Origin of the sequence: Pseudoalteromonas sp. 3J6 (genome assembly GCF_903995135.1) — a bacterium.
Lineage (GTDB): Bacteria > Pseudomonadota > Gammaproteobacteria > Enterobacterales > Alteromonadaceae > Pseudoalteromonas.
In genome coordinates, this window is record NZ_LR877185.1 from 1,408,250 (window position 1) to 1,423,281 (window position 15,032).

Here is a 15,032-nt window from a genome sequence, read left to right on the forward strand (position 1 = left end):
TTATGATGTCTAACCCAAAAACAACCCCGGTACTTATTGGTGGTGTTGCTGTAAATCCATACGAGAGCTTAGAGCAACTATTAGCTGATGTTATTGACTCAAGTGGTAAAGTGGTGCCTGGTATGGCGATCGCTATTAATCCAGAAAAAGTGCTGAAAGCACAAAGCGACCCTCAAACCCATGATATTTTAGCGCAAGCGACGATCCCTTTTGCTGATGGCATCGGGGTGGTAAAAGCTTTACAGAAAAAAACAGGTAAAAAGTGTATACGTATTGCTGGCTGCGAGCTGTGGCTGGATATTTTACAGCATTCGATTACACACCAATCAAAAGTTGTATTGATTGGTGCAAAACCAAAAGTCATTGCTCAATGCAATGGTATTTTAACTGATAAAAAAGTAAATGTTGTTGCTTATCAAGATGGTTACTTTAACGATGAAGTCGTTATTTTTGATTTAATACAGCAAACGACCCCTGATATTGTCATTGTTGCTTTAGGTTCACCAAAACAAGAAAAGCTTATTGCAAAATTACGAGAAACTCATAGTGACAGTTTGTATATGGGCGTTGGCGGTAGTTTTGATGTGCTCGCAGGCAACGTTAAAAGGGCCCCAGAAATATGGCAAAAGATGAACCTTGAATGGTTTTATCGCTTAATGAGTGAGCCAACTAGAATAAAAAGGCAATTTCAGTTGCTTAATTTTTTAAAACAGTATTTAACCAACAAGTTGTAAAGGATGTTATTTGTGCAGGTAGATAAAAGTTCAGAGATCACGCTTGGTTTTCTATTCAAGGTTTTATGGTTGAATAAATTTAAAATTATCATCCCAACTATTTTTGTGTCTGCTTTGGCCGTTTTTTACGCAGTTTATAAGCCTAATGTTTACACTGCAAGTGGAGTATATACTCCCGCATCGCAGGGAGATGCAAGTGGACTTTCTAAGTTAGCCGGACAGTTTGGTGGCTTAGCTTCATTAGCTGGCGTTAGCCTAGGTGGCGGTGGTGCGCAAGATGATACGCAAGTTGCACTCAAATTTTTAAAATCAAGAGCGTTTTTACAGCACTTTATTGAAAAGCATAATTTAGTTGATGAATTAATGGCTGTTGAAAAGTGGGATAGAGAAACGAACGAATTAGTTTATGATACCTCATTATATGACGTAAAAAGTCAGCACTGGGTTAGAACACCTCCACCGAACAAAGAAGTTACTCCAACACCGTGGGAAGCCTACGAACCGCTTGAAGACCTTTTACAAGTCCAGTATGAAGATAAAGAAGGTATCATTACCATAAGCCTGACCTACTACTCTCCAATAGTTGCCAAAGAGTGGCTAGAGCTAATAGTTAAAGAGCTCAATGCTTACTGGAAAGATAAGAAATTACAAAAGAGTAAAAAGCTGGTAGAAGAGTTAACGCTGAAAGCGCAAGAAACCGAAATTACAGAGCTGCAAGAAGTGTTTTACAACCTTATCGCAGAGCAGTCCAAAAATACCCTTTTAGACCAGGTCACGGATGAGGCTGTATTTGAATCTGTAGGCGAGGTTGTTCTGCCTGAAGATAAATCAGCCCCAAGTCGAGCTTTAATCTGCATTTTAGCATTTATTTTAAGCTCAACTATTTCTTCATTGATAATAATTGGGCACGCTATAAATAAGATTAACCGAAGCTGATTACTTATGCTGAATAATATCTCAATAGGTAACTTTGATAAGTTTTGGTATCAAGTTGCCTTTTTTATGATGTCGTTCTACCTGTTAGCCGATATGCTAACGGGGTTCTTTATTATTTATATAGGGGTAGACCTCAAGATATCCCTGATTTATAAAACATTTTTATTTATCCTTCTAATAGTTCTGCTCTTTAAGTTAAATGGAAAAGTAACAATAAATTTTATTCTAGCTATGTTTTTTTCTTTAATTGGTTGCTTTGTAAGTTTCTTTTCTTATGGTGAGCTTAGTTATTTAGCACAAGACTTTGTTAGCTTGATAAAAATATTCACCCCAATTTTGATCTTTTTATTTTTAAATGAATTGAGTAAAGTGAACTTAAATTTCTTCAATTTAAAGTCTAAGCAAGTTTTATTTTTTTCATATGTAATCTTGGCAAGTAACTTTATATTAGGCGCTATGGGTTTTGGTAAGATAACTTACAAAGTTGGTGATGATGAGTCAGCTGGTTCAACTGGCTTTATTATGGCTGGTAACGAAGTCGGCGGGGCATTTTTAGTCGTGTTTGGTTACGTTTTATTTAAAGTATGGAATAGTGAAAAATATAAAAAATACTATTTTCTTCAAGCTGGTTTTACATTATTTTGTGGTTTAATAGTATCAACAAAAACCACAATGCTTGCGGCTTTATTTTTGGTTTTTTTTGTTCCTATTGTCTCTGAGAGAGATAAACTATTTAAATTTACACTTCTCAAAGTAAAAGTTTTTTTACCGCTTATTATCGTTATTTCAATTATAACTTATATGATATTAGATTTTCTCGAGAGGTTAAACTTGTTGGGAAGGATTATGTGGTTCTATGAGAAAAATGGAATACTCGGAGTTATTATGTCGGGTAGGGATAAAATGGTATCAGAGAGAATTGGTACTTACTTAAATGATTCATCTTTATTCCAACAAATTTTTGGCCAGGGTTTTAGGATAGAATTATCTGAAAAGTATGTTAAGGCTTCTACGGAAGTCGATAGTGTTGATACACTGGGTTTTTATGGAGTTTTCTGTTTAATGCTTATTCTCTTTTTTTATATAAATAGGCTTTGCTTTGCTCTGGCTTTAACGAAGCGAAAAGAAGCTACAGACTCCCCTGTTGTTTTTTTAATATCTTTTCTGTTACTTTGCTTATCTCAAATTAGTGGTCATATTTGGACTTCCGGAACAATTGCAATTGTATTTGGAGTTTTAATATCGAGATGTCAATTCGATGTTAGGCTCTTGGAAAATAATGCAAAGTAGGTATAAATGAAAGTTTTATTGATTTCTAATATGGGTCCGCACAAAAGAAACCCTTCACTTGGCCGTTTTGTAATTAATCAGTATGAAGAGCTCAGAAAGGGTTCATATCAAATAGAAATGTTTTTGATGCCGAAGATTGCGTACTCTTTCAAGTCATCAATTATAAGGTACTTTTCTTTTGTATTATTCTTTCTACTATTTTTATGCAAAAACTTTTTAAAAAAAAGATTTGATATTATTCATATTCATTTTTTCTACCCGACTGTTTATTTAGCTATTTTTTATAAATTATTCATTAATAGGAGAGTGAAAATTATAACTACTTTTCATGGAAATGATGTATATAGCTATAATCCGAATAACTTTTTATATAGAAAGGCGATGAGCTACATCGATCATGCTATTTATGTCAGTGAAAGATTAATGCTTCGACATGATTCTTTTAACATTTCTAAAACTGTTCTGCCTGCAGGTATAAAGAATGATTTTAAAGTTATGAAGAACGTTGAAAAAAAGTATGATTTTATTTTTGTAGGAAACTTAGAGCTAGTGAAAGGAGCTGATAGGCTTTTATCTATTGTAAAAAATTTCCCCGAGTATCGCTTTGCGATAGTTGGTTCAGGCTCTTTTGAAAATGAATTGAAAGCTATCAATAGTGATAATTTTGATTATTTCCCTTCACTTAAACCTAATGCTTTATCACTTTTGATGAATGAGTCTAAATGTTTGCTAAATTTAAGCAGAAATGAATCATTTGGACTTGTGATAACAGAGGCACTTTCATGTGGTATTTTCGTTATTGCAACTAAAACAGATGGTTCCTTGGAACAATTAAAAAGTATTAATAATGGATGGTTTTTAGAGCAAGAATACACTTTTTCTGATGTAGCTAACTTATATGAAAATCAAATAGCTAATTCCCTTATTGAAGGTGGTTCAATTGTGAATTCGCATCATTATCGGATAGAAAGTGTATGTGAAAAAATTACTGAATTATACTACTCAACTTTAAAAAGCTAGGTTTCCCTTTGTTTGATAAAAATCTAAGTTTTAATGCTCTTTACTCTATCTTTGGTATGTTATTAAGAGTTCTATTTCAGGCTGGATCTTTTTTCATTATTTCCAGAGCTTTGGGGCCTTCTGATTTAGGTTCATATATAACGGTTTTCACTATTTGTGGGATTCTTTCTATTATTTTCGATTTTGGTCGGTATTTTTTAATTATTGAAATCATCAAAAATAAAGAAAACATTCCAAATAGGTTGTGGAGTAAGGTTTTTGAATCAATTAAAGTTGCTCCTATCTCTATTATAATCTGTTGTGCTTTTTACTTTTTTTTCCCCGATATTCATATTCTTACTTTTGCCTTTGTCTCACTCTCAATTTTAGTTTTTGATAAGTTGTTCAATTATGTCAGTGCGGTGCTTGTAGCTGAAGAAGATATGAAAACTAACTTGTTCTTTGATGTATTGTATGGGATGACAAAACTAATAATGGCTATTATTTTCATATACTTTAATGGAGAGCTCGTATGGGTATGGGCTGGACTAGTTTGCTTATCTTCTTTACTTGTTGCAGCAATATCTTTATTTTGGTTGTATAATCGATATCGTTTCAATTCTCGTTACTTAGTATTAGGCACCTTGAGCGAAATTTATAAGACTGGGATTTCTTATTCAATATCTAATTGCGCTCAAGGTGCAAGCAGTGAAATAGATAAGCTTAGCTTGAGTTACTTGAGCTCTATGTCCGCTGTGGGCGAGTATGCTGTAGCTGCAAGGTTTTCTAATTTCTTAAATATTCCATGTAATGCAGTTCTACGAGTAGTTTTTTCTAGGCTTTACAATTTTCAGTGCTTAAAAGAGCGCTTTATCTTTTGTGTGAAAGTATGTGTTTTAGTCTCTTTTCTATTTTTTCTATGTGGTTTAATAGTTTATTATTATGCTAGTTACCTAACCCTCATCGTTGGTGTTGAATATTCGAACTCAATAGAAATATTAAAAATACTCTGTTTTGTCCCTGTATTCCTTGGAGGGGCAACTTTATTTTTAAACTATCTAACAGCGTGTAATTACCAAAAATTAAGAGCAAAAATAAGCGTAGGCTTTCTTTTTGTTAGTATTATTTTAAATGTTTTTGCAATAATACAGTGTGGAGCAGTTGGCGCGGCATATGCTACCTTGTCTTCTTTTGTGCTTTATTTTATAGTCTCCCTTTTTTATGCCTCAAAACTAAGTAAGGTCTAATTTATGATTCCAAAAATAATCCATTTTGTTTGGGTTGGCGGCAATGAAAAGCCTGATAAAATCAAGAAATGTATGAAAACATGGGCGATTTTAGAAAGCGCTGGCTTTGAAATAATGGAGTGGAACGAAGATACTTTTGATGTAATGAGTCATGAATTTACTAGAAAGGCTTACGAGCAAAAGAAATGGGCTTTTGTTTCTGACTATATTCGTGCTTATGCCGTGAATGAATTTGGTGGAGTTTATTTGGACACAGACATCATAATCAGAAAAGATTTGACACCACTATTAGAAAATAGAGCTTTCGTTGGATATGAAACAGATGACTATCCTTTTACTGCGGTCTTTGGTGCTGAGAAAGGGCATCCGTTTGTTAAAGATATGCTTGAAATGTTCGATAGCAAAACATTTAACCTCGATCTTGATAACCCCTACGAAGAAGTAAATACAAAAACTGTTACGGATATTTTGGTTGAAAAATATGCTTGTAAAACAGGTAATATTGAGCAGGTCTTAGTTGAGGATATTAAGGTATACCCCAAAGAAATATTATGTATGCCTACATTTTCATCTTATTCAGTTCATGTTTTTACTAGAACATGGCTAGACGATAAAAAAAGTTTGATTAGACGTTTTACTACCTTTTTACGGCTTCGTTGCAATAATGATCTGGCCATGTTGTTACTCTGTTTTATTAAGTGGTTAGGTAAAAAGTTAAATTAATTTTTATATAATACTCTTGAATTAGAGCTTATTAGGTAGCGTAATTTAGCAATATTATGGCCACTCAATAAGTGCATAACAAAGTAAGTTATAGGGTAGCGTTTACGCTGCCTTCTTAATTTCATAAACTCTTGATTATGTTTGTTTTGCCAACTCATTAGATGACTGTGTTTAGCGTAAAATTGCTCGTACCCTTTTACACTCTTGGGGTTGGCAGTCATTCTTTGAGTAGTCTCGGTGTTATTAATGATATAGCTTGGCTCTTTAATTCGTTTTAAAGGCCCATATTCCTGCATTAGGCGTGTCCATAGATCATAATCTTGGCATGCGACAAAAGCTTCATCAAATCCATTTACTGATATTATACGGTCTTTTTCAACCAGTATTTGTGTTGTTGCTTCGTTATAGCTCAGTTGTGATGTGAGTGAAAAGATCCCCGGTTTTTTATCAATCACTCTTTGTTTTTTGCCATAGTCCCAAATCATTGCACTGCATATAAAAGCAAAATTCGGATCATATTGCTCGACTAAAGAGCTAATGCGGTTAGGTAGAAATTGGTCGTCATCGTCTAGGCCTGTAACAAAAAAGCCGCTAGCCATTTTAATCGCCTTATTACGGGCGTGACATGCACCTTTTGATTCAGTATTAGAAAAGGTTGAGACTAGACTTACTGGCCCTTTGGGATGCAGAGATTTTAAATACTGTTCTGTATTATCAGTAGAGCCATCATTACATATTATTAATTCTATGTTTGGATAGGTCTGCATATAGACGCTGTTAACTGCTTTTTTTAATAGCTCAAGTCTATTTTTGGTTGGCATGTATACAGTAACTAGAGGGTATGCTTTATCGGCTTGAGTCATCTTTATGCCATTTTTTTACATTAAATAAAAGTTCTAATCGTGCGATTATATAAGCCGTTGTTTTTATTGTGATGAAAATCGCACGGTCAATTGCACTGCTCTTTGAAACTTTGCTTTTAGGTGCTATTAGATTAGGGTGTTTACTTTTTAGTTCTAGGTTTCCTCTAACAATACGAGATTGGACTTTCAACATTGCTAAGATTGTTCTTGGGCAATTAAAAGTATAATTAATAGTATTTAAGAGTTTGTAGTCGCTTTTACCGATCATTCGTTGTATGTAAGCATCATCTGCGATCACATTCGGGAGGGGAAATAACTTGGTTTTGGCTTCTGCGGAAAGCGCTATGACATTGGCTATTCGGTGCTCTTTATTATAAGTCGATGAGCTTACTATTTTATAAAACCGCCTATTTAGCCAATTTGCTTGTTTATAGTTAAACTTAGGAGTAGGAGATGCTGCCAATAGATTGTTATTATTCATAAAATTAACAAGCTCAGCACAGTCACCTGAAGAAATCTCTATATCAGCATCTAGCAGAACCGAAATAGGGTTTTTACTAATATTTATACCATGGTTCAGGGCGTTTATTTTCGAACCTATATCAAGCTCTACAACATTGATGTGGCAGTTATGAATACTGCTGTTTGCTAGCTGCTTTATTATTTTTCTGGCTTGAGCCGCTGTTGCATCAGTGCAGCCGTTACACACAATAATAATTTCATTACAATTTGGGGCAAGAGGCTCCAAGAGGTTTTTTATCCTAGTGCCAATTAGCTTTTCTTCATCATAAGCGGGGATAATAATGGAAAAGCAATTCATCATTTAACCTTAAACGTCATTGCAAACTTAGCTAAATAAGCAGTCTATAATATTATCAACTTTGTGAAAATCATCTTTATAATATTTGTTGGGTGTAAAGCTTACTAGTTGCTCTATTAGTTCTTCTAAATGAGCAAGCTTCCAGCAGGTTAAAGCAAGTGATTCTGATTCAACAAAACTAGCAATATCTCTTTGGTGTTCGTCTACCCTGTCTGTGTTAAATACCACTATGATTTTTTTTTCATTTTCTAGTAAACGAAAAATACTACCAGCACCAGCATGACATATAACTGCGTCAGCCTCTTTAATGTGGGCGGAAATATCGTTATGAAATGTAAAGCTAGGGAAGTTATCGGGGATATAACTACCGTCAGCTATTTGGCCAATAAACTCATGCTTTGAAGTAGCTGCAATCTTATCTAAGGCTCTGAATAAAGAATCAAAGCGAGTATTACCTACGGTGACAAACAGTTTCATAAACGCCCAGAGTATGTTGCTTTTGGGTACTTGGCTAGCATTGTTGTGTTTTGTACATAAAATTGATTAGCTATACGATACATAAAAATCCCTGTAGCAGACGCGGTATAAAACCGAGACCATGACTCGATATAAATAACTTTTTTTCCTAATAGTCTCAAAACTAGAGAGGGTACAACCGCCATGCCGGGCCCTGTAGAAACTATGCCTGTTATATTATGATTTTTTAAAAGCTTGACTGTTTGAATTAATGTAACTGCTGAGATATGAGCAAGCTGCCAAGGGGCTTTCCATAAATGAAATTTATCTCTTGGCTCAGGGCATTGTAAGTGCTCAACCGCATTAAATTCATCAGTAACATCTGCCATAGAAACAAATTCAAACGAATGCTGCTCTTGCATCTTTGCAATGAGCCTTTTCATTTGTTCTTTGTGTCCACCCTTGCCATAGATCAAGAGTAGCTTTGGTTGACAGTTTTTAGGCATACAACAATAACTTTTAAAATCAGGGTGCGTAGTGTATTTGATTTTGAAGTGAAATAATAGAGAAACAAGGCGCCGAAGTAAGTTCTTAAACTTAAATATCGAGAACAGGGTAAGTCAACGATTTAACTGTGTTGGTAAGTTTTACTTTGTAACTAATGTTTGTTTTTTGTAATTATAAAGCTTGTTATGGCTACTAACTAATAGACAGGCAACACTGATTCACTACTAAAAATTAATTCGTATTTCTGATAACAAATCCTATACATTTTCCTTTAGTGTTTTTGTCAATAGTTAGGCTATAATGCGCAGCAATTTATCGGTTTGGAGTTATGATGGAATTTAAAAATGTATCAGTAGTAGGCCTTGGTTATATAGGTTTGCCAACAGCTGCGGTCATCGCTTCTCGTGGTATCAAAGTGATTGGTGTAGATGTTAGCCAACACGCTGTAGATACAATTAATGCTGGTAATGTACATATTGTAGAGCCAGATCTTGATATAGTTGTACGCAGCGCTGTACAAGCTGGTAATTTGAAAGCTACTACCATAGCTGAAGAAGCGGATGCTTTTATGGTCGCTGTTCCAACTCCTTTTAAAGAAAATTACGAAGCTGATTTAAGCTATATTGAATCAGCAGCAAAAGCAATTGCGCCTGTACTTGAAAAGGGAAACCTAGTTATATTGGAATCAACTTCTCCAGTTGGTGCTACTGAAGAGCTTGCAAATTGGTTAGCAGAGTCACGACCAGATTTAACATTTCCACAAACACATGGTAGTGAAGCAGATATAAACGTAGCCCATTGCCCTGAGCGTGTTTTGCCTGGCCATGTTCTACGTGAATTAGTTGAAAATGATCGTGTTATTGGCGGTATGTCTGATGCATGCTCAAAAAAAGCGGTTGCTTTATATAAAACTTTTGTTAAAGGTGAATGTTTACTTACAAATGCGCGTACAGCTGAAATGGCTAAGCTAACAGAAAACTCATTCAGAGATGTGAATATTGCTTTTGCTAATGAACTTTCGATGATTTGCGATAAATTAAGCATTGATGTGTGGGAGCTTATTAAACTGGCTAACCGCCACCCACGTGTTAATATTTTAAATCCAGGCCCTGGTGTGGGTGGTCACTGTATTGCAGTTGATCCTTGGTTTATTGTAAGCTCAGCGCCAGATACAGCAAAATTGATACGCCAAGCTCGTGAAGTGAATGATAGTAAGCCTCACTATGTTTTACAACAAATACTCGATGCTGCTGATCAGTTTAAAAAGCCAGTAATTGCCTGTATGGGGATTGCATTTAAGGCAGATATTGACGATTTACGTGAAAGCCCTGCACTTGATATAACAAAAATGTTAGCACAAAAAAGCGATGCAGAAGTTCTAGTTGTAGAACCAAATATCACTAAGCTACCTGAGTCTCTATCTAAACTAGGCGTTGAATTAGTGACTACAGAAGATGCTTTAGAACGCTGTAATACGCTTGCTGTATTAGTTGACCATAAAGAATTTAAAAATATTTCTCCTGAGCAAATTGCTAAAAAAGTAATTGTTGATAGTCGCGGTATTTTTTAAACCCAATGTTAGTTTTTAAAGCCTGCCAATTTGGTGGGCTTTTGTATATGGATACATAAATGAAAGTTTTAACAGTATTTGGTACTCGCCCAGAAGCGATTAAAATGGCTCCTCTTGTATTAGCTTTGGAAAATACCCCTGAAATAGAAGCTAAAGTATGTGTAACAGCACAACACCGTGAAATGCTTGACCAAGTGTTAGCCCTTTTTGAAATAAAACCTGATTACGATTTGAATATAATGAAATCAGGTCAGGATTTATACGATATTACCAGTAAGATATTATTAGGCTTACGCGATGTATTAGAAGAATTTAAGCCTGACTGGGTATTGGTACATGGCGATACTACAACGACGTTTGCGGCATCAATGGCGGCCTTTTATAAGCAAATTAAAGTAGGACATGTTGAAGCTGGTTTAAGAACAGGCGATTTGTATAGCCCATGGCCAGAAGAAGCAAATCGTACCTTAACCGGCGTAATTACCGCTAAGCATTTTGCGCCTACGCAGGCTTCAGCTGATAATTTGTTGCGTGAACATGTATCTAAATCAGACATCGTTATAACTGGAAATACGGTTATAGATGCTTTATTACAAATTAAAAATACTGTACTACCAATGCAAAGTACGCAAAAAATAATGACTGAAAAGTTTGCTGATATTATTCCCAAGCCGTATGTATTAATAACAGGTCATCGACGCGAAAGCTTTGGAGGTGGTTTTGAACGTATTTGTGAATCTATTTCGCAGTTAGCAGTAAAATACCCAAATTTTAATTTTGTTTATCCGGTGCATTTAAACCCTAATGTACAGGAGCCAGTAAATAGGTTACTTGCCGATAAACCAAATGTAATGCTTATTGAACCGCAAGATTACCTACCATTTGTATTTTTAATGGATCGTTCATATTTAATTTTAACCGACTCTGGCGGAGTGCAGGAAGAGGCTCCAAGCTTAGGTAAACCTGTACTTGTAATGCGTGATACAACAGAACGCCCTGAAGCAGTAGCAGCAGGCACGGTTAAACTTGTTGGTACCAATGTCGATAAAATAGTTAGTTCAGTTAGTGAGTTAATAGATGATAACAAAGTATATAAAGCTATGAGTAAAGCGCATAATCCATACGGTGATGGTTTAGCTTGTGAGCGTATTATTAAAGGTTTACTAGAATAAGTTCTTTTTTGTAGACTTAATGAAACGATTAACTCTATTACTAAAAATGGACTAATATGGATGTTAACGGGGTTATTAGCCCTTGTGTGCTCATTTATTTTATATTCTCCTAAAGGAAGCCTATGACAAATTGTTGTTATAGGTACTGGGTTTGTTGGATTGTCAAACGCCATGTTATTAGCCCAAAATAACGAAGTGGTTGGTTTAGATATTGATGAATGTAAAATTAAATTGTTAAACAACAAGTCTTCTACCGTTTTAGATCCATTAATAAGCGAATACTTACTTCGCAATGATATTAACTTTATTGCTACCTCTGACAAAGTACGTGCATACAATAATGCCGGTTTTATTATTGTTGCAACTCCTACTGATTACGATAGTAATTAAATCTACTGTTCCTGTTGGCTTTACTGCATCTTTATCTCAACGTTTGAATACACAAAATATTATCTTTTCGCCTGAGTTTTTACGTAAAGGTAAGGCGCTTTACGATAACCTGTATCCATCACGTATTGTAGTGGGGGAGCAAAGCGAGCGAGCAGCAACTTTTGCAGGTTTACTTAAGCAAGGTGCTATAAGGCAAGACGTTGAGGTGTTATTTACCGACTCAACAGAAGCTGAAGCGATAAAGCTTTTCTCTAATACGTACTTAGCAATGCGAGTGGCTTACTTTAATGAACTTGATAGTTATGCTGAGGCACATGGGTTAAGTAGCAAACAAATAATTCAAGGGGTTGGTTTAGACCCTCGCATAGGTAACCATTACAATAACCCTTCATTTGGTTATGGTGGTTACTGCCTACCCAAAGATACCAAACAGTTATTAGCAAATTATAAAGATGTTCCTAATAACATTATAGGTGCCATTGTTGATGCGAATCGAACACGAAAAGATTTCATCGCGGAATCAATTATTAATCGTAAACCTAAGGTTGTCGGTGTTTATCGGTTAGTTATGAAGTCGGGTTCGGATAACTTTAGAGCCTCTGCCATTCAAGGTATTATGAAGCGCATTAAAGCAAAAGGAATTGAAGTTGTTGTTTTTGAACCCGTACTTGATGCTGATGAGTTTTATCATTCTCGGGTAATCAAAGATTTAAATGAATTTAAGCAGCTTTCAGATGTTATTTTATCAAACCGTATGGTTGATGAACTGGCTGATATTGCTGATAAAGTTTATACGCGTGATTTATTTGGTAGTGATTAATATATCGTTAAGGCTTAAGTATACGGGCTGCGAGCGACGGGTTACGGGCGACGATTTAAGCACCTAAAACCTCGAACCAAAACTCTGCGCGAGGTAAACTCCCGCCTACGTGAATAAAAAACCTTGCGATATAACCGCAAGGTTTTTAAATATCTCGAACCTCGAATTTGTCTCCTCACTTCCCAATCTCAACCTTTACATCATCACCCAGTACTTCCCTATACTTTGTAGCGAGTGCATTTTTAGCGTCATCATCGCCGTGGACTATTTTTATATGGCGGGGCTTTTTGCGCATACCGGTTACAAATTTGATGAGACCTGCTTGATCTGCATGAGCGCTGTAGCCGCTTATTGTGTGTATTTTGGCGTTAATATTAATGCGGGTATTATTTATAAATACATAGCCATTTTTTGGGCCATAGGTTTGTATGTCACGACCTAAAGTACCTCTGCCTTGGTAACCTACAAAGAGTACGTCGGTGGTTTTGTCGGTTAAAAATCGCTCTAGGTAGTTAACTATTCTTCCGCCGGTGCACATACCGCTTGCAGCTAGAATAATTGCAGGTGTTTGGCGGGTGGCTAAGTAATTTATTATCGCTAAGTGCTCGCTATGAGTATTTATTGTAGTGAGGTTTTCAAAGTTGAGAGGGTGGCGGCCTTTGGCTACTTTTTGTTTGGCTTCTTCATCCCATAAATATTTAAACTTTCGATACTGCTGAGTAAAGTTAGCCGCCATCGGGGAGTCGAGTATTACTTGTATTGTGCGCCAAGGTGAGTTTTTAGTTGAGGCATGAATTAGCTGTTCAAGTTCGTATAACAGTTCTTGCGTGCGGCCAATACTAAAGGCAGGCACAAGAACGATGCCGTTGTCGGCAACAGCGCGTTCAATCACGGTTTTTTAAGGTTTGCGTACGCTGCTTGCGGCCTTGGTGATTTTTATCACCATAAGTTGACTCTATGACTAAGGTATCGGCTTTATAGGGCGCTTTAGGTGCGGGTAGTAAAGGCGTATAGGGCGCCCCTAAATCGCCTGAAAATACGACCCGATGACTGTTTTTAGCTTTACGAGTTGGTCTATTTATATCTATTTCTACATAAGCGGAGCCTAAAATATGCCCTGCTCGTTGTAGTCGGGCTTTCGCTGTGCATTCACCGCTACACGGAAGATCGAACCAGGTTTTAAAATCAACTTCAATAATTTGCTGTTTAAGTAACCTTAGGCAGGTATCTATTATTTTTTGATCGCGCGTGACGCCCACTTTTAATGCATCTTCAATCACTAATGGCAGTAAACTGGCCGATGCAATAGAGGTAAATATGGGTCCTTTAAAGCCAGCCATTAATAAGTAGGGGATTCGGCCAACATGATCGATGTGACAATGGGTGACGATCAGCGCGCGGACTGTATCTATATTAAATTCAATATTAAGATCATCAACAGAATCTTCACCTTGAAATAGTCCGCAGTCAATTAGAAAAGAGCTTTGATCGTTTATTATCAGCTGGTGGCATGAGCCTGTTACGCCATTTACCGCTCCGTGGTGAAGTATTTGCATTTTATGTCCTTATTGCTTGTTTAGTAGGCGGGGCTTTATGCCGCGCATTTTAATCTTTGTGCATAGGCCTAAACAACTTGCGCGAGGTAAACTCCCGCCTACAAATTTTCAATTGCATTTACAAACTTAGGCCTACGGGTATTATATTTTATTTCAAATAAATACAATCCCAAAATGGGTAATCACCAACGTTATTAACGATATTAGCTCTAAGTGGGTTTGCTACTATATAGCGCGCGTAGTTAATTAGGTCTTTTTCATCTCGGATCATATGATCGTAATAATCACTTTGCCAAAGCTTATTAATTTTGTGCTGATCTCGGGCAAGCTTAGTGCAGCGGCCTTTAAATAGTCTAATTAAAGCGCTTAAATGTAAGCTTACTTTTAATTGAAAAAGCCAATGTATATGCTCTGGCATTAAGACAAAAGCAACACTTTCACAAGCATCTTCTAATTCAAGTTTCTTAATTTCAAAAATTATTTTTCTATTGAGACCAAGGTCGTTTAATAATTTTTGTCTGTTATTAATGACTAGAGTTACGCAGTAATAGTGATTGGGAATTGAAATACGACCTTTCCTTAGGTTTTGTGATTTTTTCATTTTTATATCTTGTGGTTTTATAGGTAAATATAGCAGGCAATTAATAGTTTTGAATTTGAGCGGGTTACCGTAGCGAAAGTGCGCGAGGTAAACTCCCGCCTACGGGTAGGGTTAATATAGAGTTTTATTGTAGGCAGGGCTTTATGCTACGCAGGTTGTTTGAAAAGTTGTGAAATTGCGCGGGGTAAGCTCCCGCCTTCGGGTAGGATTAATATAGAGTTTTATTGTAGGCAGGGCTTTATGCCGCGCAGGCTGTTTGAAATGTTGTGAAAATGCGCGGGGTGAACCCGCTGCTACAGGCATAAAAAAACCTTGCGATGTTAACCGCAAGGTTTTTAAATTTCTCGA

13 protein-coding genes and 2 pseudogenes are annotated in these 15,032 nt (G+C 36.2%); 9 read left to right on the forward strand and 6 right to left on the reverse strand.

All coding sequences use genetic code 11. From position 1 onward, the window contains the following. Positions 1-5: 5 nt before the first annotated feature. The 6 genes from P3J6_RS06530 to P3J6_RS06555 are packed head-to-tail and all read left to right on the forward strand — an operon-like array spanning position 6 to position 5,929. A complete protein-coding gene (locus tag P3J6_RS06530; protein ID WP_198522507.1) occupies positions 6-734 on the forward strand; it encodes a WecB/TagA/CpsF family glycosyltransferase in 729 nt (242 codons plus the stop codon). Positions 735-746: 12 nt separating this feature from the next. Further along, positions 747-1,670, forward strand: a complete 924-nt coding sequence (locus tag P3J6_RS06535) for a Wzz/FepE/Etk N-terminal domain-containing protein (RefSeq protein WP_198522508.1) — start codon at positions 747-749, stop codon at positions 1,668-1,670. Positions 1,671-1,676: 6 nt separating this feature from the next. Then, the gene (locus P3J6_RS06540; RefSeq protein WP_198522509.1) at positions 1,677-2,960 is read left to right on the forward strand and encodes an O-antigen ligase family protein; all 1,284 of its coding nucleotides are present in this window, start codon (positions 1,677-1,679) and stop codon (positions 2,958-2,960) included. 6 nt (positions 2,961-2,966) lie between these two features. Then, entirely contained in the window at positions 2,967-3,980 is a 1,014-nt protein-coding gene (locus P3J6_RS06545) for a glycosyltransferase family 4 protein (protein ID WP_198522510.1), read from the forward strand. Positions 3,981-3,988: 8 nt separating this feature from the next. Then, entirely contained in the window at positions 3,989-5,206 is a 1,218-nt protein-coding gene (locus P3J6_RS06550; protein ID WP_198522511.1) for an oligosaccharide flippase family protein, read from the forward strand. 3 nt (positions 5,207-5,209) lie between these two features. Next, on the forward strand, positions 5,210-5,929 hold the full coding sequence (locus P3J6_RS06555) for a glycosyltransferase family 32 protein (RefSeq protein WP_198522512.1): 720 nt from the start codon (positions 5,210-5,212) through the stop codon (positions 5,927-5,929). On the opposite strand, the gene P3J6_RS06560 is transcribed toward P3J6_RS06555, so the two are convergent. Genes P3J6_RS06560 through pssD form a run of 4 tightly spaced genes read right to left on the reverse strand, consistent with a single transcriptional unit; the run spans position 5,926 to position 8,574 of the window. Further along, on the reverse strand, positions 5,926-6,792 hold the full coding sequence (locus tag P3J6_RS06560) for a glycosyltransferase (RefSeq protein WP_198522513.1): 867 nt from the start codon (positions 6,790-6,792) through the stop codon (positions 5,926-5,928). The genes P3J6_RS06555 and P3J6_RS06560 overlap by 4 nt on opposite strands. Then, positions 6,776-7,612, reverse strand: a complete 837-nt coding sequence (locus P3J6_RS06565) for a glycosyltransferase (protein WP_198522514.1) — start codon at positions 7,610-7,612, stop codon at positions 6,776-6,778. The genes P3J6_RS06560 and P3J6_RS06565 overlap by 17 nt, the downstream gene beginning before the upstream one ends. A gap of 27 nt (positions 7,613-7,639) precedes the next feature. After that, positions 7,640-8,089 (reverse strand): PssE/Cps14G family polysaccharide biosynthesis glycosyltransferase, encoded by a 450-nt coding sequence (gene pssE / locus P3J6_RS06570; protein WP_198522515.1) that lies wholly within the window; start codon positions 8,087-8,089, stop codon positions 7,640-7,642. Continuing rightward, the gene (gene pssD, locus P3J6_RS06575) at positions 8,086-8,574 is read right to left on the reverse strand and encodes a PssD/Cps14F family polysaccharide biosynthesis glycosyltransferase (protein ID WP_198522516.1); all 489 of its coding nucleotides are present in this window, start codon (positions 8,572-8,574) and stop codon (positions 8,086-8,088) included. The genes pssE and pssD overlap by 4 nt, the downstream gene beginning before the upstream one ends. A 332-nt stretch (positions 8,575-8,906) precedes the next feature. On the opposite strand from pssD, the gene wecC reads away from it, so the two are divergent. The 3 genes and pseudogenes from wecC (at position 8,907) to P3J6_RS06590 (ending at position 12,527) form a co-directional block, all read left to right on the forward strand. Beyond that, positions 8,907-10,145: a UDP-N-acetyl-D-mannosamine dehydrogenase gene (wecC, locus tag P3J6_RS06580; RefSeq protein WP_198522517.1), complete on the forward strand. Its 1,239-nt coding sequence runs from the start codon at positions 8,907-8,909 to the stop codon at positions 10,143-10,145. 59 nt (positions 10,146-10,204) lie between these two features. Further along, entirely contained in the window at positions 10,205-11,317 is a 1,113-nt protein-coding gene (gene wecB, locus P3J6_RS06585; protein ID WP_198522518.1) for a non-hydrolyzing UDP-N-acetylglucosamine 2-epimerase, read from the forward strand. A 171-nt stretch (positions 11,318-11,488) separates the two neighbouring features. After that, positions 11,489-12,527, forward strand: a pseudogene (locus P3J6_RS06590) (nucleotide sugar dehydrogenase). Positions 12,528-12,702: 175 nt separating this feature from the next. On the opposite strand, the pseudogene P3J6_RS06595 reads toward P3J6_RS06590, so the two are convergent. Beyond that, positions 12,703-14,083, reverse strand: a pseudogene (locus P3J6_RS06595) (MBL fold metallo-hydrolase RNA specificity domain-containing protein). A gap of 148 nt (positions 14,084-14,231) precedes the next feature. Continuing rightward, a complete protein-coding gene (locus P3J6_RS06600) occupies positions 14,232-14,684 on the reverse strand; it encodes an REP-associated tyrosine transposase (protein WP_198522519.1) in 453 nt (150 codons plus the stop codon). Positions 14,685-15,032 lie beyond the last annotated feature (348 nt).